Raw genomic sequence first — 23,848 nt, 5'->3', positions numbered from 1 at the left:
AGCACTACATGGACACACAGGACGCTAGCGACGCGCCGGCGGTGATCACCGCTACCGGCCTGGGGGTCGACGGCGAACACGGACCGCTGTTCTCCGATATCGATGTGACCCTTCCCGAGGGATTCCACGCCATTCAGATGCCGGGTGGGCCCGGGCAGACCGCGCTGCTGCTGACGCTGGCGGGCCGGTTCAAGCCCACGCACGGCACCCTGAGCGTTCGGGGCGACACCACGCCCCGGCTAATACGTCGGCACTGCGCGATCGCGGCGTTCCCCGACATCGACGAGCTCGAGGAATCGGTCACGGTGCAGACCGTGCTGGCCGAGCAGCAACGCTGGCTGGCGCCCTGGTACGCGCGTATCCCCCGCGACGCGGGCCAGAGCAGGATGACCGAGGTATTCGGCGACATACCCGCGCCCGCGCCGAATACCTACATCGTCGAATTGTCGGACCTAGAGCTGTTTTTGCTGCGGATCACGCTGGCGACGATGTCGAGTCGTCCCATCCTGGTCGTCGGTGACCTCGAGCAGGTGCGGGACAACACTCGCCGCGCGATAGCGGTGGACCGGCTGGGCGCCCTCGCCGAACAGTCCACCGTGGTGGTCGGCGTGACCAATCCGCTCGGTGAGCAAGCACCAGACCATGAATTACACGATCACCGCGCCGAAGGAGACTGACGATGCTCGCTGGACTTGGATTCGGCTCGGAAATCAAGCGTTTCGGCCGCAGCCGGCTCAGCCGGGTGGCGATCGTCGTGCTGATGTTGCTGCCGCTGGTATACGGCGCGCTATACCTGTGGGCTTTCTGGGACCCGTTCGGCCATGTGAATAAAATGCCTGTGGCACTGGTCAACTCGGACAAGGGTGCGGTGGTGTCCGGGCAGCAGTTCAACGCGGGCGCCGAGATCGCCAAGAGCCTGACCGCCGACGGCAGCCTCGACTGGCACGTGACGAGCCCCGCGGAAGCGCGGAATGGAGTCGATCACGGCAAGTACTACTTCATGGTCGAGCTTCCGCCCGATTTCAGCGCGGCGATCGCGTCGCCGGTGACTGGGCAACCCAAGAAAGCCAACCTGATCGCCGTCTACAACGACGCCAACAACTACATCTCGACCAGTATCGGTCGCACCGCAATCGATCAGGTCCTCAACGCGGTCTCCTCTCGAATCTCCGGCCAGGCGGTCAATCAGATGCTGTCCGTGGTGGTGTCGTCGGGTGCCGGCATCAAAGAGGCGGCCGACGGGGCAAACCGGCTCGCCGACGGCGCAAGCCAACTGGCAGGCGGACTGGACACCGCGCGATCCGGCTCGGCGACACTGGCGACCGGAGCGCGACAACTCTCGGACGGAATCAACTCGGCCACCGACCCGCTGATCGCGGTGACCAAGGCCGTGTCCGAAATCGGTGGGAGCACCGAGCAGTTGCAGCAGGGTGCCACCGCACTGCAACAGGCCGGCGATCAGATCGGTGCGATCGCGACCGCGCAGGACAGCGCCGCCAATGCGCTCTCCGCGGTCATCGACCAGCTTGCCGCACGCCAGGATCCGCTGGCGAACAATGTGCGGGGTATCCAGGATCAGCTGCGCCAGCACCAGTTCACCCCCGACATTCGACGGCGCCTGACCGATGCCCAGAACGCCGCCATCAACTTGACGTCCGGGCTGCGCACGCCCGGCAGCCCGCTCAGTTCAGCCCTGAACCAAGTCGGTACCAAAGGTCAAGAGCTGACGAACAAACTCACCCAGCTGCGTGACGGGGCCCAGCAGGTCGCCGACGGCAATGCCCAAATGGCAAGCGGTATAGCCCAACTCGACGACGGCGCCCAACAGCTCAAATCCGGTTCCGCCGAACTGGCGACCAAGCTGAGCGACGGGGCCAAACAGGTGCCGAACTGGACCCAACAGCAGAAGGACGCCGTCGCCGACACCATCGGGGGCCCGGTACAACTCGAGAGCGCGCATGAGAACGCGGCACCGAACTTCGGCACCGGCATGGCGCCGTTCTTCCTGACGCTGGCGCTGTTCTTCGGGGCGCTAGTGCTCTGGATGGTGCTGCGGCCGTTGCAGAGTCGGCCGATCGCCGCCGAGGTAATCCCGATTCGGGTGGCTCTGGCAAGCTACCTTCCCGCCGCCGCGATCGCGACGTTCCAGGCGGCCATCCTCTACTGCGTCGTGCGATTCGGCCTGGGCATGCACGCCATACACCCGGCCTCGATGCTCGGCTTCATGATCTTGATCTCATTCGCCTTCGTGGCCGCCACCCAGGCGATCAACGCCCTCGTCGGCCCAGCGGTCGGCCGGGTGCTGATCATGGCGCTGCTCATGCTGCAGCTGGTCAGCGCCGGCGGCATGTATCCGGTGGAGACCACCTCCAAGCCGTTCCAGGTACTGCACCGCTTCGACCCGATGACCTACGGGGTCAACGGTCTTCGTCAACTCATCCTCGGCGGCATCGACGGCCGGCTCTGGCAGGCGATCGTGGTGCTGATCGGCATCTGGGCAGTGGCGATACTGATCTCGTCGCTGTCGGCTCGACGAGATCAGCTGTGGAACATTGACCGGCTGCTACCGGCCATCAAGGTGTAAGCCCTCGACGGTAAGCCCCGCGTAGCACGCCCGTGAGCTTTCGTTAACGAACCGGACGTAGATTGCGTGCCTGCCGTGTAGACGTCGCTGCGACAATCTGCACGTCCGCAGCAGACGCCCGTGCGCAGTGCACCGATCTAGGGAGTAGGACTCACCATGACCGATGTCGACCAGACACCCGCGGACGGAAAGTCCACTGCCGTGCGGGCCGACCTCAGCGAGCACTCCCGCACCGGGATGGGTGCCCACGCCCTGCAGCGGGCGATCACCGACCACCTTCGTTACTCGATCGGCCGCCCGGCTGCGGCCTTGAAGCCCGAGCACTACTACCGAGCGCTGGCGCTGGCCGTGCGCGACCGGATGCAGGACCGGCGAGTGGCATCGACCCAGACCTCGCTCGATCTCGGCCGTAAAGTCACCTGCTACCTGTCGGCAGAATTCCTGATGGGCCCGCAGTTGGGCAACAACCTGCTCAACTTGCGCCTCGAACAGGCGGCCAAGACCGCGCTGGCGGCGATGGGTCAGGACCTCGACGAGGTGCTGGCATGTGAGGCGGAGCCCGGCCTGGGTAACGGCGGCCTCGGCCGGCTGGCGGCCTGCTACCTCGACTCGCTGGCGACCCTCGAGCGTCCGGCGATCGGCTACGGCATCCGTTACGAGTTCGGCATCTTCAACCAGGAAATCCGCGACGGCTGGCAGGTCGAGAAGACCGACAACTGGTTGGTCAACGGGAACGCATGGGAGATTGCCAAACCCGACGTGAACTACTTGGTGAAGTGGGGCGGCTACGCCGAGCACTACACCGACGACAGCGGCCACGACCGGGTCCGATGGATCCCGGGACGTCTGCTCAAAGGCGTCGCCTACGACACCCCGATCCAGGGCTACGGCGTCAACACGTGCAACGTGTTGACGCTGTGGAGCGCGCGGGCCGTCGAGTCCTTCGCGCTGGAGGCCTTCAACACCGGTGATTATTACAAGGCCGTCGAAGACGAGGTGACCTCCGAAACGGTCACCAAGGTGCTCTATCCCAACGACGAGCCCGACGCCGGCAAGCGGCTGCGCCTGCTGCAGCAACACTTTTTCGTGTCCTGCTCGCTACAGCACGTGCTGCACATCATGGACGATCTCGCCGACGCCGGGGTCCGCGAGCTCCCACAGCGGTTCGCTCTGCAGCTCAATGACACTCACCCGTCCATCGGTGTCGCCGAGCTCATGCGGCTGCTGGTCGACGAGCGTCGTCTGGACTGGGACGAGGCATGGGCGATCACCGTCGCGACGTTCGGCTACACCAATCACACCCTGTTGCCCGAGGCGCTGGAGAAGTGGCCGCTGACGCTGTTCGCCGAGTCACTGCCCCGCCACCTCGAGATCATTTACGAGATCAACAGCCGATTCCTCGACGAGGTCCGCGCCCGGTTCCCCGGTGACGAGGACCGGATCCGTCGCATGTCACTGATCGGCGAGGACGGCGGCAAGAACGTCCGGATGGCGCACCTGGCCACGGTGGGCAGCCATGCCATCAACGGTGTCGCTGCACTGCATTCGGAGCTGCTGAAAGAGAGTGTGCTCAAGGACTTCTACGAGCTGTGGCCCGAACGGTTCAGCAACAAGACCAACGGGGTGACGCCGCGACGATTCCTCGCGCTAGCCAACCCGGGGCTGCGTGCTCTGCTGGACCGGACGGTCGGTGACGGCTGGCTGACCGACCTCGACAGGCTGCGCGGTCTCGAACCTTTCATCGACGACTCCTCATTCCGCGCCCAGTGGCGCGACATCAAGCGCAGCAACAAGTCTCGTCTGGCCAAGTACCTGCGTGCGGAGACTGGGATCGAGCTCAACCCGGATTGGATGTTCGATATCCAAGTCAAGCGCATCCACGAGTACAAGCGCCAGCACCTCAGCGTGCTGCACATCGTTGCGCTGTACTATCGGCTTAAGCAGAACCCGGGACTGTCGATACCGCCGCGCGCCTTCATCTTCGGCGGTAAAGCCGCTCCCGGTTATTTCATGGCCAAGCGGATTATCAAACTCATCAACGCCGTTGGCGAAACCATCAACGCCGACCCCGAGATCAACAAGGTCCTAAAGGTCGCGTTTGTGCCCAACTTCAGCGTGAAGAACGCGCAACTGATCTACCCCGCCGCGGACCTGTCCGAGCAAATCTCCACCGCCGGCAAGGAAGCGTCCGGAACCGGCAACATGAAGTTCATGATCAACGGCGCGCTCACCATCGGCACTCTGGACGGGGCCAACGTAGAGATGCGTGACGAAGTGGGCGCCGAGAACTTCTTCCTGTTCGGCCTCACTGAATCCGAGGTAGCGAACGTCAAGGCGAGTGGATACCGCCCGGCAGACTACATCGATGGCAATGACGAACTGGGCGCGGTGCTGAATCTCATTGCAGGCGGCCAGTTCTCCCACGGAGACGCTGAGGTCTTCAAGCCGCTGGTGGACAACCTGCGTTACGACGACCCGTTTCTGGTGTGCGCGGATTTCGCCTCCTACGTCGCCACCCAGGAGCAGGTCAGCGCGGCGTGGCTGGAGAAGGACGACTGGACCAAGATGTCGATCCTGAACACCGCGCGCAGCGGCAAGTTCTCTTCGGACCGGGCCATCGCCGAATACTGCGACGAGATCTGGAAAGTGTGGCCGCTGACCGTCACGATGTGACGTCGCGCCTCGGCGGGATCGGAAGCCGCGCACTTTCGTCGAGGTCGACATCGAGGGCATTGAGCATAAGCGCCAGGCCTGCGTACCGGTTGATGACCATCAGCGCCTCGACGGTGGCCTGCGAGCCGAGGGCCTGGTGGACACGGTCGAAGGTCTGCGCCGCGACGTGTTGCGTGGTCAGCAGCTCTGTGGTCAGCTCTAGCACCGCGAGTTCGTTCGCATCGAAAGGCGATGTCTGCCAGTCATTTTCAGAGAGAATAGCGTCGATCTCGGCACCACTTAGGCCGGCGGTGCGGGCGACGTCACGGTGCTGGCCGAGTTCGTAGGCGCAGTCCATCAGGTGAGCGGTGCGCAACACCACGATCTCGCGCAACCTGATCGGCAAAGTCGGGCTGGTCAGGGCCGCGTTGCCGGCCACCATCCAGCCGGTGAACACCTTCTCGGCGTTGGCCAGCGCACGGTAGACATTGAGGTCGCCACGCGCGTGTGTCAGTTCGCGGGCTTGGGGCGTCATGTCCGCCGGGTCGCGATAGCTGATGCGGGTCATCGGCCGTCGACCTCCACGTCGACCGCGTTGACTACCAGCGCCAGCCCGTAGTAGCAGCCGACGAGCATCAGGAGTTCGGCGATGCCCTCGTCACCAAAGATGTTGTGCGCTTTGGCAAACAACTGATCGCCTAGTCTGCGGGTGGTACAGAGCTCGGTGACCGTGTCGAGCGCTGCGCGCTCGGTGTCGTCGAAATCGGCGTCGTCGAAGTCATCGGTTTCGACGATTGCGCTGATCTGTTGCTCGGTCAGACCGGCGCGGCGGGCGACATCAATGTGCCGGTCGAGTTCGTAGCGCGAGTTCTGCAGCCGAGCGACCCGCAATATGACGAGTTCCCGCGCGCGAGGGGTGAACGTCGGGCTCTCGAGCAACTCGTCAAGCATCTGCGTCCACCCGGCGAACACGTCCGGGGCGTTAGCCAGCATCCGGAACACGTTGAGCTCGCCTCGACGCGCCATGAATTCACGGATGGCGTCGGGTTGCTCCTCGACGGCGACCAGCGGTATGCGTGACATCGGCGTCCTCCGTCGGCTATTCGGCGGCCAGTGTAAACGTCCAGTCCAGGGTGACGAACGGTTCGTCGACCGTTGCTCCGTCCGGGGCGATTCCGGGCTCGTGCCGCACGAAGTCCGCCATCAGTGAGTCTTGGTCGGCGAATACGGCATCGCGGCCGATGTAGGGGTCGTCGCGCCAGAACAGTTGAGTGATCAGCGGCTGATAGCCCTCGGCGGTGAACCAGAAGTGCACATGCTGCGGACGCATGGGCGAACGATTCGCCGCCCGCAGGATCTCCCCACACGGGCCGTCAGTCGGCACCGGGTAGTAGCGCGGCGTGATGGACCGGTACCAGAACCGCCCGTCGTGGTCGGTGGTCAGCAGTGCTCGCATCGCGAATTGATCGTGCAACTGCTCGGTTTGCTGAACGTCGTAGTAGCCCTTACCGTCGCTGTGCCAGGTGTCTACCCGTGCACCCGCGACCGGCTGGCCACGCTCGTCGACGACCCTGCCGGTGACGAACATTGGCGTGCCGGAGACGCCGGCGGAAATGTCGGAGCCGTTGTCGGCGGTGGGACGCCCCTCGACGTAGAACGGGCCGAGCAGAGCGGAGTCGGTCGCCGACGATCCGGTGTGCTGATTGATCTTGTCCAGCAACATGCTCAGGCCCAGGATGTCGGAGAGCAGCACGACCTCTTGGCGAGTCGGCGTGGAAGCCTTACCCACGCGTTCGACGAAATCCATTGCGGCGAACCACTCTTCACCGGTCAGGCGCACTTCGCGGGCAAACGCGTGTAGGTGCTCGACCAAGCACTGGAGCACTTCGCCGAATCGCGGGTCGGTCGAGTCGTCGAAGGTCCGCTGCACGGCCGCGGTGAGCGTTTGCTCGGTCAGGTTGGACGACATCAGCGTGCCCTTCGTGTGTCAAGGCCGGATCACGACACGGCCGCCGGCGTTGTCAGCGACGGCTTGATACGCCGCCTGCGCCTTATCGAGCGAATAGGTGGCGGCAATGGGAAGCGGGCGAAACTGCCCCGACTCGAAGTACGGCGCCATCCGCTCGAGACGTCGCGCCGAGTCGATCATGCTCAACTTTCCGCTGTCGACGCCGAGCACACGACTTTCGTTGCGGTACAGGGCGCGAATGTTGACCTCCACGATCGGTGAGCCGATCGCGCTGATCACTACCAGCCTTCCCCGCCGCGCCAGCCCGGCAAGTGCTGAGGGCGTCGTTGCGCCACCTACAGCGTCGTAGACGATCTGGGCGCCCTTGCCGTCGGTCAGCCGCTTGATTTCAGCGCCGACGTCGACGGCGGGATCGTACGCGACGAAGTGGTCGAGCACGGCTGCGGCCGGAGTATCGGGTCTGGGTGGACGGCGGCCCAGCCCAATGACTTTGCCGTCATGGGCATGTGCGATCTGCGCGACCGCTCCCCCGACGCCGCCCGTTATCCCGAACACGGCGACAGTCTCGCCGGCAACCAATTGTGCGGTTTCGATCAGCCCGTACCACGCGGTGACGAAATTGACGCCGACGGTCGCGGCTTCGTCGAAACTCAGCCGGGCCGGCTTGGGCGCAAGAGCGGCCACCGGGACCGAGATGAGCTGGGCGTGTGAACCGTCGCGACTGAAGCCGGTGTCTCCTCCGGTCCCCCACACCGCGACGCCCTCCCATTCGGCAGGCCCGCTGACCACAACGCCTGCGAAATCGCGACCGGGGGTACGCGGCAATACCGTCCAATCCATGGCACCGGCAACGTTTTTCACATCCGACGGATTGACCGACGCCGACTCGACACGAACCACCGCTTCCTCGGCGGTTACCTCAGGGGCCGGGACGTCTTCGAGGCGCAGCACCCCGGGCTCACCGAATTCGCTGAAACGCAAAGCCCGCATCGGCTCAGTCGTCGGGCGGTGCGGGCGTCGTCTTCGGGGTGCGACGCACCGCGCCCCAAAGTCCGGTGCCAACGCCCACCGCGGCGCCGCTCAAGCCGATCAACTGTTGTGAGCGCTTCATCTGTTGATGCACGCTCAGGCCGCCCAGCAGATCGGCAGCGTCCGCACCGGCGGAGGCCAGAAACCACCCGCGGGTGTTGCGGCCGCGCAGCGCGGATGCGGCGAGTAGCGCGCCGATCAGCGCGTCGCGGTAACCCATCGATCGCAGCAACAGCTGCGCGGTCGGTGACGGTTCGTCCGGGTCGCCCCACACACGGTTGGCCCGCAGCGGGTCGACGAGAAACGAGAGGCCAGAGGCAAGCCGGATGCTGCCCACCGCCAACGCAGCACGGTCGATCGTCATGGAGCCCGAGCCTAACAAGCGCCGTCGACGGCCGTGGTCGCACGGAATGCCAGAATTCAGGGCATGACCGCAGCGCCCCCTCCAGAGTCGACTCCAAGGTTCGAACCCGACGAAGGCTGGGTGCCGGCCGACGAGCGGCGCTTCGGCTTGGACCGGCGCACCCTACGCCCGACGCTGGCGGTGTTCGCGCTGGTCTTCGTGATGTCGGTGGTGTTGCCGGTGGTCAACGCAACCGTCCCGTACCACGACATCGTCAGGGCCGGCGATGTCATGCAACTCGAAGGCGGTGTCACCTTTGTCCCCGAGGCGGGCTGGGGCATCACGTCGGGCGTGCGCGCCGGCCACCCGCCGATATCGGGGCAGTACCCGTCCTCGGCCACCGTCGAAAACGGCGCCCTGAAATTCACGGTGCGCACGGGCGAGTTCCGCGGTGACGCCAACCAATTGCTCGATCAAATAGAAGCGACGTCCGACGCGCTGAACCAGGGCCGCGGAGTGCACATCACCGGCGCTCCGGCCACGATCACCACGGCTCAGGGCAAGCAGGGCGCGACGGTGCGGGTCACCGGACCGCACACCGGAGGCTTGATCGCCTCCTTCGTGTTCGACGGTCGCGGCGTGGAGGCCGTGGCCACCGGACCGACCGATGCCGGCACCGACCAGAGCGCGGCGGTGCTGCGGATGATCGGCAGCATCAGCGAGCCTAAGCTGGAAAAGAAATGACGACGATCGCCGAACTCGACCGCGCGCGCGACGTCGCCCTCGACGTCTCCGGCTGGGGCCGCCGGTTCGTGTTCTACCAGCCGCGCAACTTCGCCTTCTGGGGATACGTGGCGTTGGTCGGCATCGGCGTCCTCACCTTCTTTTCCACGCTGGCGCGTGAATACAACGCCTACGGCGAGGCGATCGGATTGGCGGTGACGTCGTTCGCGGTGTACGCGACGTTGTTCTGGTGGTTCACCGATCGGATCGACCACTACGCCAAACTTCCCCACAAGCTGATGGTCGTCGCGTTTCTGTGGGGTGGCTTCGCCGCCACCGGGGCGATGGCTGCCAACGCCAACGATGCACTGTTGGCCCTGTACGGCAAGAACTTCGGTCAAGTGTGGGCGCTGAACTGGGGAGCCGGTCTGGCTGCGCCTTTCACCGAGGAGCTGGCCAAGGGGTCGGGACTGCTGCTGCTCATCGCCCTTGCCCAGCGGCACGTGCGCACCGCCTTCGACGGGTTCATCCTCGGCGCGTTCATCGGTCTCGGATTCCAGATCATCGAAGACATCACCTACGCGATGACGTCGGCCGGAACTCAGTTCGGCGCCAACCAGATTGGCGCATCGGTGGGCACCATCATCTTGCGCATGCTCACCGGGGTGGCCGCGCACATCCTCTACAGCGCCATCTTCTGCGCCGGTGTGGTGTACCTGCTAGGCCGCCCGGGCGAGCCACGCAAGATCGGTCGCGGCCTGATCCTGATCGCGATTCCCATGCTGCTGCACGGGACCTGGGATTCGGTGTCCGCTATCGCCGGCCAGAATGCCTTGCTGCTGATCGGACTTTTGATCGGCACGATCATCGTCGCTTTGATCATTGTCGCGCGGGTTTACAAGCTGACCGTTGCCCGAGAACGCGAATTCGTCCGCGCCGTGATGGCGCCCGAGCAGGCTCGTGACGTCATCACACTCGTCGAGTTGGATGCGATGGCCGGTAACCGCAAGGCGCGCAAGGTGTATCGCAAAGCCGGGCGCAACCGTGGGGAGCGACGGCGGGCCCGCTACATCCTCAACGCTGCCTACGCGCTGGCCGACGAGCTGGCCGCCGCCCGAGGAGCCGACACCGACCGGGTACGGTTCGCGCGTTCGGAGGTCGCTCGCATCCGCGCGGGCTTACCATCGCCCTGGTGACGTTATCGGACGACTGAATCGTCGGGGACCCGCGGCGACTCGTCAGGCGTCCAGGCCAACGGTTGACCAGGCTGCCCGGGAAACAGGAAATCGACGAAAGCCGCTGCGGTGGGCTGCGGTTCATGATTGGCCAGGCCCGGCCGCTCGTTGGCCTCGATGAACGTGTACTCCTCGCCGGCGACATCCGGCACCAGTAAGTCGATGCCCGTCACCGGGATACCGATCGCCTCCGCAGCCGTCACCGCGACCCGGCACAGCTCGGGATTCACCTCAGGCGTGACGTCGTGAATGGTGCCACCCTGATGCAGGTTGGCGGTGTGCCGGACACGCAGCCGGTTGCCCTGCGGCAATACGTCATCCAGTTGCCAGCCACCCTCGATGACCGTCGCCTCGGTGACGGCGTCCAGCGGGATTTTCGACTCGCCGCCGGTTGCCGCGGAACGCCGCCGACTCTCTGCCAGGATCAAGTCGCGCACGCTGTGTTCGCCGGTGCCGATCACCTCGGGCGGCAGCCGCAACGCCGCAGCCACCACCCGGCCGTCGATCACCACGAGTCGCAAGTCGTCGCCGACCACCCGCTGCTCGATCAACACCTCGCGAAACTGCTCGCGGGCCAACGCGATTGCCGCGGTGAGGTCATCTGGTCCGTTCTCCGCGGTCACACCGACCGTGATGCCCTTGCCTTGCTCTCCCTTTGTCGGCTTGACGACAACCTCGCCCACTTCTTTGAGAAATGCGTAGTCTTCGTCGTCGAACGTCGCCAGGCGGGCGCGCGGCACGACGATGCCCGCATCTGACACCAGCCGTCGGGTCAGTCGTTTGTCGTCACACCGGCACATGGCAATGGCAGAGGTGAACTCCGACAACGACTCTCGGGTAACAACGCTACGACCGCCGTGGCTCAGACGCATCTCGCCGGTCTCGGCGTCGAGCACCTCCACCCAGATGCCGCGACGCAACGCTTCGTCGGCGATGATGCGCGCGTACGGGTTGAGATCGTCGACAGTCTCGGGCGGCGGACTGAACAACGGCTGGTTTATCGCGTTCTTGCGCTTGATGACCAGAACCGGGACCCGGCGGAATCCCAGCTTCTCGTAGAGTCGGATCGCGGCCGTGTTCTCGTGGGTCACCGACAGATCCATGTAAGAGCGGCCGGCGCGGCGGAAGTGCGCAGCCAGTTGCTTGGTCAGTGCGATGCCGATGCCGGGGATTCCGGCGCCCGGATCTACCGCCAGCGTCCACAAACTCGAGCCATGCTCTGGATCTTTGAACAGCACTTCGTGGTCGACTCCGGTGACCGTTCCCACCACAGCTCCGTCGTCGTCACGCACTGCGAGCAGATAGGTGACGGCCGGCTCTTCGAGATTGTTGCGCCAGATGACGTCCACCGGCGAGGGAACCATGCCGCACCTGACGAAGACCCGGTTCATTGCGTCGGCGTCGGACGTGTCTTTGATCGGTCGGACGGTGACACCGACCGGCAGTGAGGAGTTCGGGTCGTCTTCGGAGTCGTCGGTGAATCGCAGCCGATAGGTGTGGCTCGGGTCGATGAAAAGCTCGGAAGGTGCTCCGGCTACGACGATCTGGGGCTCACGGGCGTAGATGCAAATGTCGCGCCGCCCAGGCGCTTCCCGCCGGAGCGCGTCAGCCAGCGTGTCGGCGTCGGCGAACGTCTGACCGAAAAGGAGCCTGCCCCAGCCCAATTCGAGCTCCACGTCCTTCGACATGGCGTCAACCAAGTGCGGCGGTGACGCGTCGTGCAACCCGAGCGTGATCGCCTCGGGGTGGTCCGCCGATGGACCGATGGAAGTCATGCTGCCGGCCCGGTCACACCATGACGTTGTAACCACAGCTCGAGCAGAGCGATCTGCCAGAGTTCGTTTCCGCGCAGCGGGGTGAGCCGACCGTTGGGATCGGCCAACAGAGCGTCCACCGCTCCAGTATCGAATAACCCTCGCTCCTTGGCGACCGGAGAGAAGAGCGCGTCACGGACCATGTCCAGGTACGGGCCTTCGAGGTGCGTCAACGCGGGCACCGGGAAATAACCCTTCGGCCGGTCGATGACTTCAGACGGAATGACCCGGCGCGCAGCCTGTTTCAGCACACCTTTGCCGCCGTGCGCCACTTTCAGTTCCGGTGGGCAGGTTGCCGCCAACTCGACCAGTTCGTGGTCGAGGAACGGAACCCTGCCCTCGAGACCCCACGCCATCGTCATGTTGTCGACCCGCTTGACTGGATCGTCGACCAACATCACCATCGTGTCGAGCCGCAGTGCGCGATCGATGCCTGTCTCGGCACCGGCCTGGGCGAAATGCTCAGTGACGAAGCGCAAGCTGGGATCGCCCTGGGCGAGGTAACCCCCGGCGAGCAATGCGGCCAAACCTGCCTCGTCGCGATCGAAGAAGGCACCGCGGTATTGGTTGACCGCACCCTCCAAGGTGGCGGCGGCCGGTTCGCCCATCGGCGGGTACCAGTGGTAGCCGGCGAAGACTTCGTCGGCGCCCTGCCCGGACTGGACGACCTTGACGTGCTTCGCAACTTCCTGGCTGAGCAAGTAGAACGCAACGCAGTCGTGGCTGACCATCGGTTCGCTCATGGCGCCGATAGCGCCGTCGAGCGCGGGCAGCATGCGCTCGGTGCCGATCCGGATTTGATGGTGGTCGGTGTCGAAGCGCTTGGCCACGATGTCGGAGTACTGGAACTCGTCGCCCTTGATGTCGCCGGCCGACTCGAAGCCGATGGAGAACGTCGACAGGCCGTGCTGGCCGGCCTCGGCGAGCAGGCCGACGATGAGGCTGGAGTCGACTCCACCGGAAAGCAGGCAACCGACCGGCACGTCGGCGACCAGTCGGCGCTCGACCGCGGTACGAAGCGACGACAGCACGGCGTCTTCCCAGTCACGTTCAGACCAGCCCGCGCGGTCCTCGTGCCGGGTGAAGTCGGGCAGCCAATACGTGCTCGCGACCCGACGTCCGTCCGGTTCGATGGCAAGCAGCGACCCCGGCGGGATTTTGCGCACGCCCCGCAGGATGGTGGCCGGCGCCGGCACGACCGAGTGGAACGTCATGTAGTGGTGCAGCGCGACATGGTCGATGCGGGTGTCGACACCGCCGCCGGCCAGTAGCGCCGGCAGCGATGAGGCGAATCGAACGCGGTGGCTGTCCTCAGTGATGTAGAGGGGCTTGATGCCAAGCCGGTCGCGGCCGAGCAGGACACGGCCGCTGTCGCGTTCGACGATGGCGAAGGCGAACATCCCCATCAGGTGGCTGACAAAGTCGTCGCCCCAGCGGTGGTAGGCCTTGAGAAGAACCTCGGTGTCGCTGGTCGAGAAGAATCGGTAGCCGTAGCCCTGCAGCTCGGTGCGCAACTGCTTGTAGTTGTAGATGCAACCGTTCCAGGCGATGGTCAGGCCCAGGTCCGAGTCGACCATGGGCTGAGCGCCCGCCTCGGTCAGGTCGATGATTTTCAATCGGCGGTGACCAAGTGCAACTCGACCCTGTGACCAGGCCCCCGCGCTGTCGGGGCCGCGCGGCGTCATGACGGCGGTCATCGCCGCCACCGCCGCTAAGTCTGGTGCCCGACCATCAAGTCGCACCTCACCGGTGGCTCCACACACGTCAGTAACCCTACAGAGGTCCAATTCGGCGTGCGCGCCGTTGACTGGCGGCCGCGTTGCCCTTTAGTGCCGTGTGGCCTGCTCGTTCCACGTAACGCCTCACTTCCTGTCACCCGCGTTGTCTTGACCACACCCGCGCGGGAGCCGCAGCAATTTGTCGGCATCCTCGTTCTGCACCTGGAGGTAGCGGCGCCCGTTGGCGGCGGTAGCGACGCTGATCGCCGCACCGTCGCCGCTGACGCTGTCCGGCTCCATGAACAGCTGCAGTTCACCGGAGTCGGCGTACAACATCGCGTCGTCATTGGACAACATCCAGGGCTTGTGGTCCGTCGGCCAACGCCCCCCGACGAGCCGCACCTCGCCCTGGTCTGACTCCTCGCCGTCGCCGACCTCGACGCAGCCGATCCACAGTTTCGACGGCAGCGGCCGGAAATACACCGCCAGACGCTGACGATTGAAGTCCACATCGATCGGTATGCCGATCGGCGGTAGCGACGTACCCTCGGGGCGATCGTCGAGCGACTGCTTGACCTGCCGCGAGCCGAGGCCGACGCCGAACCAGTCGATGGTCAGCACCGTGGTGAGGTACTGCACGATCGCCAACGTCAAAAGGCCTCCCGCTCCGGCGGCGCCCACCCCGGCGGCGCCAGCTGCCCACGTCACCGGCAGCGCCAGCAGACCCGCGGTGGCCGCGGCGCCGGCCGCCGCCGCCACTTTGCCTGGGACCGTCAGGCTGAACTCCGGATTGACCTCCGCTTCAGGCGGATTCTGCGTCGGACGCACCCCGACAGTTTTCGGAAGCTCGTCGAGCCGCTCATGTACGCGTTTGACCTCGGCCTCGTAATCCTCGGGGCTGAGCTGACCGGCACGCTTCTGCTCGCCGGCGGCCCGCAGCGCCTGTTCGAGGCTTTCGATGGTTTCCAAGTCCGCCCGTCGCGTTTCCTTGCCGCCGGGATCCCGGGGTATCGCATCGAGGCCCATCTCGTAGGTGACGTGGAAGGTGGCCTTGAAGTCGTAGAGGGTGGTGTCGGCGCTGACGGTGCCGTCGACAACCAGCCGACCGTCTCCGGTTCGCGGCACGATGTCGGCGTCGAGCGCTTCCAGGCAGCGGTCCTGTCCGCCGATGGTGATGGTCTTGGGCCCAGCCAGCAGGCATGGCACATCGGCGTCGAAGTCGTCCTCGTCCAGGTCGAACGTGTTCATCACGGTGTCTCGGACTTGACGCAGGATGCTCCACCCGGTAACCGCCAATCCCGTTTTCTCGTGCGGGTTTTCAGCCAGAATCGACGGGGGCAACTCTTCTCCGGACGGAAGCTCCCGCACGGTCTGCAGCTGGATCACCATGGATTCGTGGGTCGTCCCGTCGACGTCGAAGCGCTGCACGAGCGCGTCGAGCGCTTTGACCGTGGTGTCGTCGCGCGATTCGGCGTCGACGTCCAAGGGGGACGGCATCAGGTCCATCACGCCGCGCTCCCCCATCTCGGCGAGTTTGGGACGCACGGCGTCGGTGATCTGCGCGGCCAGCGAGTCGAGCATCCTGATCCTGGCCTCGTCATCGGAAATTGTTGGGTGCTGCAGCTTTTCGAGGTTGACCATCAGCTCGCCGGCGATGCAATGGGTGATCCAGTAGGCCTCGGCGTAGTCGAGCTCCCAGGTGATGCGCGGGTCCTGATCGGCGAAGGCAATGCTGCCGTCCGGACGACGATCGATGTGCGCCCCGAATAGCTGCGGAGCGTAATCACCGGGTAGTGGGTTGGCCACCAGCAGTGGGGCGTCTTGACCGGTGAAGTCCAGCGCGATGGTTTGTTTGCCGGGCTCGGTTTCGCGCGGCTCAAGTTGATCATGGACGGTCAGCCGGCCAAACAGCGGAATCTCGTTGTAAGCGATTTCCCGAGATTCGTTCGCGCGAGGACCGTCTGGGATGGTGATCGTCGCGGGCGGCAATGACACCAGCGGTATGCAAGTCACCGAGTCGATGGTGATCTTGGAGTCGAAGATAGCCAGGTCGATAGCGAAATGCCTTAGCGGGTCGCGGGTTTCGTCGTCGTGCTGCTCCTGCCACAACCGCTGCTGGCCGTCGAAGACGAACCAGACGCGGTCTAATGTGAGATCGAGCGTGGCGGTCGCGGAGTAGCCAGGCCCGTCGACGGCCTCGGTGTATTTGTCCCCACTGAACATGTCGACGGTTTGGTCTTGGACGCGTTCGCGGTGGATCTCGATGATCGTGTCGGGCCGCTGCATGCCGGTCCTGTACCCAGATCGGGCGGTGTTGCAACCGCCACCGCAGTTTGCTCAGTACGGTGGAGCGATGGAGCCACGCCAGGTCGTTGCGACCTTCATGGCCGTCACGTTCGCGTTGCTGGCCTTCCTGATCGTCGCCGTCGATTGGGCTGCCGCTAACGGTCGCCTCAAGCGCAATCAATGGGTGGGGATTCGCCTGCCGTCGACCATGCGCAGCGACCGCGCCTGGCTCGCCGGCCACCAAGCCGCCTTGCGGTTGATGCCGCTGCACTTGCTCACCGGCGTCGGATTGTTGCTGGCTGTCTTGAGCGCGCCGACCATCGAGGCTGTGAATGTCATCGGCATCGTTGGCGCCGCTGTCTTCGTCGTCGTTGCGTTAATTACCGGAATTGCGGCTGGCAGGGCAGCGAAAGCGGTGGAGGAATAGCGCGGCGACTAGGCCGGGTTATCGGGACCGATTTTCGCAGCAGGCGAATACTTTTAAGCGCGGATACCAAAGGCGAAGCAACGCCCCTTAGAGTGGTTCTCCGATTTCGGGCAGCAGGGAGATGTCTTCTGGTTGGCCATACTTCCGAAACATCGCTGCGGTCTCTCGAACATTTCTCTTGGCCCAGGCAGTATTCAGCTGGCTAAGCACATCGTATTCGTACCTAAAACGGTCGGCACGATCGCCGAACTTCTTTGCGGCTTGACTCGAAATTACACCCTGGCAATACCAGTACAGAACGTCATCAAGGCTGCCTGACCGGTCGAAGCTGAGACGTCCTCGCTCGTAGAACGAGTAATGGTAAGAACCGTCCTCAGCAACATAAATGTTAAGTCCGTCACTTGTCCGCAGACCGACTCGAATAGGAGGGACGCCAAAAAAATCTGCAAACCGGTCTATCTCCGCCTGCAGTTCAGCGGATTTACCGTCCGAGGCGGGGTCCATAGTTATCCAAAATTCCTAGTCTGACAAGTTCTTGCACGGTTGGTGTAACGCCCTCGGGCCCTTGGATCATATATTGCAGCGTTCCTGGCGACGGTGTCTGGCCATAGAATGGTTCCACAGGGCCCTCGACGATTTGCCAGCCTGGGGGCAATCCTTTTCCTGTGACCATGTATCGGTTGTAGTCTCCTCCCGATGATTCGGGAGGCAATGCGCGATCAGCGAACGGCGTGCCGTCGGGCGCGAGGTAGCGGCCGTACTCGGAACCGAACCGGTCAATGATTGTGCCTTCGGGCAGATGGGCGGGTTGCAGTTCGTAGCCCGCCGGAAAACCGTCATTGCCTGGCCACGCACGAGTCTCAGGGGTGCCGAAGTGCGTCGCGAAGTCGTCCCACGACATTCCGCCTAACGGATCCCAACCTCGCATAACGGCCAGGGGCGCACCGCCTTCAGTCACAACTTGGGCGGGAAGACCGGCCTCGACAGCCGCTCCTGTTCCGCCGAACATCATCGCTGGGGCGGAAAGGGCGCCATCCGCGGCTCTCTCACCGAGGTAGTACGACGGGTTGTCCGCGAAACTCTTGACCTCACCCACCGCGTCAACAAAAGGAGCGGCAGGGCCGAATACCAGGGCTTCCTCCGCCTTCTGACCGAGCCCTTTAGCCATGCCGCTCCAGGCGTCGCCCATCTTGTCGAGCCCGTTTGCCCCGACGAGGTCCTGAATACCGGTGATGGAGGAATTCCATCTGTCACCGAATCCCTCGCCAAACCCGGGCGGCGGCGGCTTCGGCGGCTGCGGCGCCTCGTAGTGCGGCATGCCAGCGTCCATCCACTGCTGGGTGCGGGCGACAACGTCGTTCAATCTGGATTCGATTTGATCCGGTGGTACACCGTCGGCGATCATGCTTTTCCGCGCCAACGCCTTGAAGCTCTCGATATCCGCCGGGTTCAGTCGCTGCGGTGGCACAACCGGTGGCTTGAGTTGGCTCAGCATGCCCAGCGGATCCCCAGGCGGCGGCTTCTGGTCAGCCGGTTGGCCCCGCCCAAGCATCAGGTCCTGCAACGACGGTGGTCCCCCGGCGCCGGCAGGAACCGGCGGCCCCTTCGTGGGGTCGGCGCCCGGCTCGGGACTCGCCGGCCCACCTGGTAAGAGCATGTCCTGCCAGGTCTTTGGCTTACCGCTGGTGGCGCCAGCTGTTGAGCCCGGAGCAGGGGCCCCCGCCCCAGGTGCACCAGCACTCGTCGGAGGCTCCCCGACGGCTGCGCGCACGGCATTCGCTAGTTCCTGATCGGCGTTGTGCGCGTGCTGCTTACAGGCGTCGAGCTGCTCTTGCAGCAACTGTTCTTCGGCGACCAGGGTCACCTCGTCAAAACCGATCGCACCCACGCCGGCGTCGATTCGCCAGTCCGGGGTAATCGAGAAGCCATAACTTTCCGCGGTCTGCTCGATTCCATCGAGCTCCGACTTGACCGCCCGCACATCGGCTTCCGCGCGCGACACCGCCCCGGCTACCTGCCTGGATTCCTGCCCGTCCGCTTCGATGTCGCGGCGCGTCTTGCCGATGTCGGCGCGAAAAGCGTCTCCCGCTTCACCGTGCCATTCGCTGAGATTGTTGTGGACCTGCTGCAGGCTGTCACCCAGGGTCTGCAACGTTGCAGCCCGGTTGGTGGCGGTCTGGAACACCGCGTGAATCGCGTCGGCATCCCAGCGCTTGACGTCGGCCGGGGTCAGCGGCGCCACGAGCTACCTCTTTACTCCGCCAGCGACCGCAGTGATCGAGCTGCCTCGTCCTCGTTGTTCACGTAGCGGAGCATCGCCTCGGCGACATGCGTCCCGAGGTTGCCGACCTGCAGTTTGTGGTGTCCGTGCCGCGCCTCCCAGTGCGCCGCCAACTCACCTAACGCCTCTTGTGACGAGCCGATCCAGCCGGGTGCGGCGTCCGCCAACGCATCCTCGTGATCGACGAAGCTCAAGGCGGCCTCGCCGACCGAGTCCAGCATGTCGTTACTGCCGTTGTGTAGGGCGACGGGATCGACTTTCAACTCGTCCGTCACGGCGATCCCTCCTGTTCAGTGGTCCTGCGGGCTGAAGCATAGCCCGAACAAAAGGGGTCCGCCCCTCACCTTTTTGGGACAGCCATGCCGATTCCAGAGTCGCCAATCTGCCCCTAGGGGCGCCGAAGCGTGACGATCGTGACGTCGTCATGACCGTCATCCCACTCCATCACTTCTCGGATGCGCGACGCGGGCGCATCACCGGGACGGGTGAGGATCTCGGCGAGACGATTGATGCCATCGTCGATGGCCTCACCGCGACGCTCCACGAGACCGTCGGAGTACATGACCAACCTGTGGCCCGGCTCGATGGTGAAGGTACTGGCCGCATAGGTCACGTTTTTCAGCCCGATCGGTGGCGACAGCTTTATCGGAGCTTGAAAAGCCCTGACCGAATTCGTCAGGTACGGGATGAGGTGGCCCGCGCAGGCGGCCTCCACCCGACCGGACTGCAGGTCGATACGCGCGATGACGACGGTGGCGAACGCACGAGGCATCAAGTGCTCACAGAATTCGTTCAGCTCGCGGAGCGCCGCGGCCGGCTCGGTGCCGACGAATAATTGCGCACGCAACGCATTGCGTAGCTGAGCCATGGTCCCTGCTGCGGTAATCCCGTGTCCCGCAACGTCTCCGAGGACTACCACCAGGCGGCCGTCACGAAGTTCGAACGCGTCATACCAGTCGCCGCCCACGCGGCCTCCAGCCGCCGGTTCGTAATACGCTGAAAGCTGCCAATTCTCCAGTGTCGGAATCGAATCCGGTAGCAGACTCAACTGCATCGTTTCGGCCATCCGTAGTGCACTGCGTGTGCGGCGATACAACGACTCGACTAGGTGACGGCGCAGCGCTTCGGCCGATTCGGTTTCGGTCAGCGTCCAAGGCTCGCTGCGTTCCCGCACGACCTCGCGCCAGCGTTCGAACGACCTGCGTGGGCTGAGCCGGACTTCGTCGCCCTCGCTGACGGCAATCGCCTTGTTGTGTGGATCGCCACCCCAGTCCACGGAACGTTGCACCTCGCGCCGAAACCAGATGGCGTACTGGGCGTCCGGCAGGTTCAGCGCCAGCGCACCGGCGGCCACTTGCGGATCAATACGTAACGCCGGAACGTCCTGAGAAAGACATTCGCTGCTGGCGACGTCGTCTCCAGCCCCGCGAGCCCATTCGGCCACCGTGGCAACGACATCGGTCGGCGGAACGCTCCCCCGCACTTCGGTGTCGCCGTCGATGTTGACGACGACACCATCAGCGGGGACCAGGTCGAGCAAGTCTGGCGCACCCAGCAGCGCGGACGCGATCGGCTCATCGTCTCCCAGGGTCGCGGCGGTGAGTTTGGCCAGCACAGCCTGCGAGGTAAGGCGCCTGTGCAACTGGTCGTCTTCGAATTGATCCACCAGGCGCAGTGACAGGGTCGACCCTAAGAACTCCGCCGCGGCCCGAGTGCCGAACGGCGGCAGGTGAGGCCCGGCGTAGTGATGGCACGCGATGAGCCCCCACAACCTCCCGCGGCGGAGCAGCGAGATCGACATCGAGGCGTGGACGCCCATGTTCTGCAGGTACTCGATGTGGATCGGCGAGACGCTGCGCAACGTGGCGTAGGTGAGGTCGAGCGGCGTCCCGGTTTCCGGATCGACCGCGGGCACTAGCGGTGTCGGGGTGTAGTCGACATCCGAGATGAGGCGGATCCAGTTCTTCTCGTAGAGCGCTCGCGCCTGAGCCGGGATGTCGGTCGACGGATAGTGCAGACCGAGAAACGGATTGAGGTCGTCCCGCTTCGCCTCGGCCACGACTTCACCGTTGTAGTGGGCGTCGTACCGATACACCATCACCCGGTCGAAGCCGGTGAGATCGCGGACTGCGCGCGCGGTGGTGTTGTACAGCTCGGTGAGCGTGGTGGCTTGATTCAGCTCTTCGACGGAACTGCGCACAGCTTGGTAGGTGTTCGGGAACGAGAACGGCCGCTCACCGTAAGCGATTTCGAGTTCGACCAACAGCACGCCACCCGGTTCACGGCGCAGGATGGCGTCGAACGCGCGCACGTCACCGTTGACCTCGACATGGCATTCGAGCGGATTGCGTTGACGCAGTTCGCCGAACGTCGACGCAGCTTGCTGGACGCGCGCAGCCTGGTCGATTCCGATTAGCGCCGATAAATGCTGGCCCAGCACCTCGTCGACGGCGCGGCCGAGCAATTCGGCAACGTTGGCGCTCACCTGCCGAATGACGAAGGCGGGCTCGCGCAACACCACCAGCACCCCGCGTGGCTGGATGCTGCCCGGAATGTGGATGGGTTCGCGCGCGCAGTTATCCAGATCGATGGGCGTGCCGACCGGGACGAATCCGTCGACGGGCTGTCCGTCCGACATTGCTGAGTCACTCGTCACGCGAACGACTCACGACGTACGTGGAGGCGAGTTCGTCGAGCAATGCCTGATTGAGCTGGAACGCGAGTTTGACTTCGCGCATCAGAGTGTCGACCTGCTCTGCATTGGGGCTGAGGGAGTCAAGGCTGTTGCGGTATCGATCCTTGAGCAGTTTCGGCCGGCTTGGAAAGCGGTAGAGCTCCAGACCGGTGCCGCCGAGCTGAAAAACACTGTCGAGCGTACGGCCGATAACCTGTCCGCCGGACAGGTCGCCGAGATATCGGGTGTAGTGATGGGCTACCAGCGCTGCGCCGTCGTCAACGCTGAGCAGCCGAGACCGATACGACTCTGCGGCCGGCGACATGAGCATTCCGGGTGACCCGTCCGACCAGGTGAGCACGTCGGCATCGATGGCCGCTCGGCGCTCCAGCCCGGGGTCGTAGACCGCGGCAACCAGTGGGTCGCGTCGGTGGGCCCGCACCCTTTCCTCGAGCGCGGCGTACACCACCTGCAACCGAAGCAAATACGCGACGTACGCCTCTTTGCCGAGACGGCCACCGAGCAGTTCGGCGAAAAACGGCGAACTCTCCGCCAGGTCGTGTTCCCGCTGAGAGGCAGCCCGCATGACGGCCGATAGCTGCTTATCGGCCGCGGGAACTGCAGCATTCACCAATGTGCTCCACGGGTCGAGACTCACGGTGACGGGACAGTGACGGGGGCCGATTCGGACAGTCTGTCAGACACCTACCCACGGCTCACCTGCGAGGTGGCATGTCTTCCGGCTTTGCTGCCGCGACGACAAGCGCTCTCTCACCGCCCGTCGAATCTATTTCGACTAGAAGAGTTTATTCAAACCGTGACCCGGGAATTACACAAGTGTGATTCTTCGTTATCACTTCTGAGACACGTCCAGCCCTGAGCCGAAAGGGACAAACCAGATGAACACGATCCTGTACTTCAGCCCTGAAGGTGCCGTCTACGAAACTCGCGCCTACAGCAACGCGGATATCGTCAGACTGGTTCACGATTACGGGCTGGAAAGTCTGACCAGTTCCGATCGGCAATTCGACTTCTGGTTCACTCCCACGACACGGCGCTGCGGGCGGAAGGTGAACCGCGCCGCAACGGAATTGTTGCTGGCCACGACGCGCTTCACCGCGAAAACAGTGCCGCTTTTGTACGGCGCGGTAGTGCTCGCCACTCACGACTCCGTCGGCGAACTCGACGGCCTCAGCTGGCGGCAACTCGACCTTTTGTCGAAGCGCAGCACTACGCTGACCCGACGTGATGACCGCGTGCTCGACCGACGGATCAAGCGGGAGGCCCGCCGCCTCGAGAATCAGGCGTCGGCCAACGTGGTCACCGGTCGCTACGTCGAGCAACGCATTGTCACCGGGGGTTGACCTCAGTTTGTAACGTGAGCGCATGGAAGTGCCTCGCGGCTCGTTTGATCGTCGCCGGTGGTTGCGGCTGGCAACCGGATTTGCAGTCGCGTCGACGGTCGGCGCCTGCTCGAGCGCGGCGCCGTCGACGACCAATCCACGTTTGGCCAGTGCCTCCTCGGCGATGTTGATCTGCCGTGATGCCTGGGGCGCCCGACCGGCACGTCCGGGAGGCAAACACCACACCATCACGCGGATGACTTTGCATCACGAAGCGGTCGCCCTCGGCGACAACCGCAATGCCCCGGAAAGGTTGCGCCAGGATCAGCGATATCACCAGGATCAAAAAGGCTGGATCGATATCGCGTATCACGTTGCCGTGGACCGCAACGGCAATCTGTATGAATTGCGCAGCACCGATCTTGCCGGCGACACCGCGACCGACTACGACACGACCGGCCATTTCTTGGTGCTCTGTGAAGGAGATTTCGACCGCGAACCGGTATCAGAAGCTCAGCTGCGCGGCACCGCTCTTGCATTCGCTTGGGCCGCACAACAATTCCGCATCAAGTCTGACACGTTGGCCGGTCATCGGGACTTCGCCCAAACCTCGTGTCCAGGCGCAAACCTCTACGCCCACGTGGCATCGGGTGACCTCAAGCACCGGATCGACGCCCTTCTCGCGGCGGGTGGAGTCAATCTCGAGCGCTCCTGCGGGCCGGATGCTGCTGCGCATGTCGCCGCCATCGAAGCAGGCGGCTGACCAGCAG

Annotated in this window: 21 protein-coding genes; 8 read left to right on the top strand and 13 right to left on the bottom strand. The window is 64.3% G+C overall.

The features are described 5' to 3' along the window. The first annotated feature begins 8 nt into the window (after positions 1-8). The 3 genes from MKK62_RS17385 to MKK62_RS17375 all read left to right on the top strand — a co-directional run bounded on the left by MKK62_RS17385 (position 9) and on the right by MKK62_RS17375 (position 5,257). Positions 9-677 (top strand): ATP-binding cassette domain-containing protein, encoded by a 669-nt coding sequence (locus MKK62_RS17385; protein WP_240258650.1) that lies wholly within the window; start codon positions 9-11, stop codon positions 675-677. A gap of 2 nt (positions 678-679) precedes the next feature. Further along, on the top strand, positions 680-2,584 hold the full coding sequence (locus MKK62_RS17380) for a YhgE/Pip domain-containing protein (protein ID WP_240258651.1): 1,905 nt from the start codon (positions 680-682) through the stop codon (positions 2,582-2,584). A 237-nt stretch (positions 2,585-2,821) separates the two neighbouring features. Beyond that, positions 2,822-5,257, top strand: a complete 2,436-nt coding sequence (locus MKK62_RS17375) for a glycogen/starch/alpha-glucan phosphorylase (protein WP_240264097.1) — start codon at positions 2,822-2,824, stop codon at positions 5,255-5,257. Here MKK62_RS17375 and MKK62_RS17370 read toward each other — a convergent pair. Genes MKK62_RS17370 through MKK62_RS17350 form a run of 5 tightly spaced genes read right to left on the bottom strand, consistent with a single transcriptional unit; the run spans position 5,247 to position 8,598 of the window. Continuing rightward, positions 5,247-5,804 carry a carboxymuconolactone decarboxylase family protein gene (locus MKK62_RS17370; protein WP_240258652.1) on the bottom strand — a complete coding sequence of 186 codons (558 nt, stop codon included), beginning with the start codon at positions 5,802-5,804 and terminating at the stop codon, positions 5,247-5,249. The two genes, MKK62_RS17375 and MKK62_RS17370, sit on opposite strands and share 11 nt — an antisense overlap. Then, positions 5,801-6,319 (bottom strand): carboxymuconolactone decarboxylase family protein, encoded by a 519-nt coding sequence (locus MKK62_RS17365; RefSeq protein WP_240258653.1) that lies wholly within the window; start codon positions 6,317-6,319, stop codon positions 5,801-5,803. Before MKK62_RS17365 ends, MKK62_RS17370 begins: the two co-directional genes overlap by 4 nt. 16 nt (positions 6,320-6,335) lie before the next feature. Then, complete coding sequence (locus MKK62_RS17360; protein WP_240258654.1) at positions 6,336-7,205, bottom strand: dioxygenase family protein; 870 nt, start codon at positions 7,203-7,205, stop codon at positions 6,336-6,338. Between the two features lie 18 nt (positions 7,206-7,223). Continuing rightward, on the bottom strand, positions 7,224-8,195 hold the full coding sequence (locus tag MKK62_RS17355) for a quinone oxidoreductase family protein (protein WP_240258655.1): 972 nt from the start codon (positions 8,193-8,195) through the stop codon (positions 7,224-7,226). 4 nt (positions 8,196-8,199) lie between these two features. Continuing rightward, complete coding sequence (locus MKK62_RS17350) at positions 8,200-8,598, bottom strand: DUF4267 domain-containing protein (protein ID WP_240258656.1); 399 nt, start codon at positions 8,596-8,598, stop codon at positions 8,200-8,202. Positions 8,599-8,661: 63 nt separating this feature from the next. Here MKK62_RS17350 and MKK62_RS17345 point away from each other — a divergent pair, with 63 nt between their 5' ends. Both MKK62_RS17345 and MKK62_RS17340 read left to right on the top strand, forming a co-directional pair. Beyond that, positions 8,662-9,321, top strand: a complete 660-nt coding sequence (locus MKK62_RS17345) for a hypothetical protein (protein WP_240258657.1) — start codon at positions 8,662-8,664, stop codon at positions 9,319-9,321. Then, on the top strand, positions 9,318-10,496 hold the full coding sequence (locus MKK62_RS17340) for a PrsW family intramembrane metalloprotease (RefSeq protein WP_240258658.1): 1,179 nt from the start codon (positions 9,318-9,320) through the stop codon (positions 10,494-10,496). The genes MKK62_RS17345 and MKK62_RS17340 overlap by 4 nt, the downstream gene beginning before the upstream one ends. 2 nt (positions 10,497-10,498) lie before the next feature. Here MKK62_RS17340 and ngg read toward each other — a convergent pair whose 3' ends face one another. The 3 genes from ngg to MKK62_RS17325 form a co-directional block, all read right to left on the bottom strand. Then, positions 10,499-12,310 (bottom strand): N-acetylglutaminylglutamine synthetase, encoded by a 1,812-nt coding sequence (ngg, locus tag MKK62_RS17335; protein ID WP_240258659.1) that lies wholly within the window; start codon positions 12,308-12,310, stop codon positions 10,499-10,501. After that, positions 12,307-14,112 (bottom strand): N-acetylglutaminylglutamine amidotransferase, encoded by a 1,806-nt coding sequence (locus MKK62_RS17330; protein ID WP_240258660.1) that lies wholly within the window; start codon positions 14,110-14,112, stop codon positions 12,307-12,309. The genes ngg and MKK62_RS17330 overlap by 4 nt, the downstream gene beginning before the upstream one ends. A gap of 99 nt (positions 14,113-14,211) precedes the next feature. Next, positions 14,212-16,353, bottom strand: a complete 2,142-nt coding sequence (locus MKK62_RS17325) for a hypothetical protein (RefSeq protein WP_240258661.1) — start codon at positions 16,351-16,353, stop codon at positions 14,212-14,214. On the opposite strand from MKK62_RS17325, the gene MKK62_RS17320 reads away from it, so the two are divergent. After that, entirely contained in the window at positions 16,331-16,780 is a 450-nt protein-coding gene (locus tag MKK62_RS17320) for an SdpI family protein (protein ID WP_260060440.1), read from the top strand. The two genes, MKK62_RS17325 and MKK62_RS17320, sit on opposite strands and share 23 nt — an antisense overlap. A gap of 87 nt (positions 16,781-16,867) precedes the next feature. On the opposite strand, the gene MKK62_RS17315 is transcribed toward MKK62_RS17320, so the two are convergent. The 5 genes from MKK62_RS17315 to MKK62_RS17295 all read right to left on the bottom strand — a co-directional run bounded on the left by MKK62_RS17315 (position 16,868) and on the right by MKK62_RS17295 (position 22,366). After that, on the bottom strand, positions 16,868-17,203 hold the full coding sequence (locus MKK62_RS17315; protein WP_350355762.1) for an Imm63 family immunity protein: 336 nt from the start codon (positions 17,201-17,203) through the stop codon (positions 16,868-16,870). A gap of 58 nt (positions 17,204-17,261) precedes the next feature. After that, positions 17,262-19,022 (bottom strand): glycohydrolase toxin TNT-related protein, encoded by a 1,761-nt coding sequence (locus MKK62_RS17310; protein WP_240258664.1) that lies wholly within the window; start codon positions 19,020-19,022, stop codon positions 17,262-17,264. A gap of 11 nt (positions 19,023-19,033) precedes the next feature. Continuing rightward, entirely contained in the window at positions 19,034-19,336 is a 303-nt protein-coding gene (locus tag MKK62_RS17305; RefSeq protein WP_240258665.1) for an RNA 2'-phosphotransferase, read from the bottom strand. 113 nt (positions 19,337-19,449) lie between these two features. Further along, positions 19,450-21,699 (bottom strand): SpoIIE family protein phosphatase, encoded by a 2,250-nt coding sequence (locus MKK62_RS17300; RefSeq protein WP_240258666.1) that lies wholly within the window; start codon positions 21,697-21,699, stop codon positions 19,450-19,452. 7 nt (positions 21,700-21,706) lie between these two features. Further along, entirely contained in the window at positions 21,707-22,366 is a 660-nt protein-coding gene (locus MKK62_RS17295; protein WP_434084955.1) for a biliverdin-producing heme oxygenase, read from the bottom strand. Positions 22,367-22,634: 268 nt separating this feature from the next. Here MKK62_RS17295 and MKK62_RS17290 point away from each other — a divergent pair, with 268 nt between their 5' ends. Both MKK62_RS17290 and MKK62_RS17285 read left to right on the top strand, forming a co-directional pair. Beyond that, positions 22,635-23,099 carry a hypothetical protein gene (locus MKK62_RS17290; protein WP_240258667.1) on the top strand — a complete coding sequence of 155 codons (465 nt, stop codon included), beginning with the start codon at positions 22,635-22,637 and terminating at the stop codon, positions 23,097-23,099. 22 nt (positions 23,100-23,121) lie between these two features. Further along, positions 23,122-23,841, top strand: coding sequence for an N-acetylmuramoyl-L-alanine amidase (locus tag MKK62_RS17285; RefSeq protein WP_240258668.1), 720 nt, complete (start codon positions 23,122-23,124; stop codon positions 23,839-23,841). The last annotated feature ends 7 nt before the right edge of the window (positions 23,842-23,848 follow it).

Origin of the sequence: Mycobacterium paraterrae (assembly GCF_022430545.2) — a bacterium.
Taxonomy (GTDB): domain Bacteria; phylum Actinomycetota; class Actinomycetes; order Mycobacteriales; family Mycobacteriaceae; genus Mycobacterium; species Mycobacterium paraterrae.
Note: the sequence above shows the minus strand (reverse complement) of the source record. Positions and strands in the feature narration are given on the sequence as shown.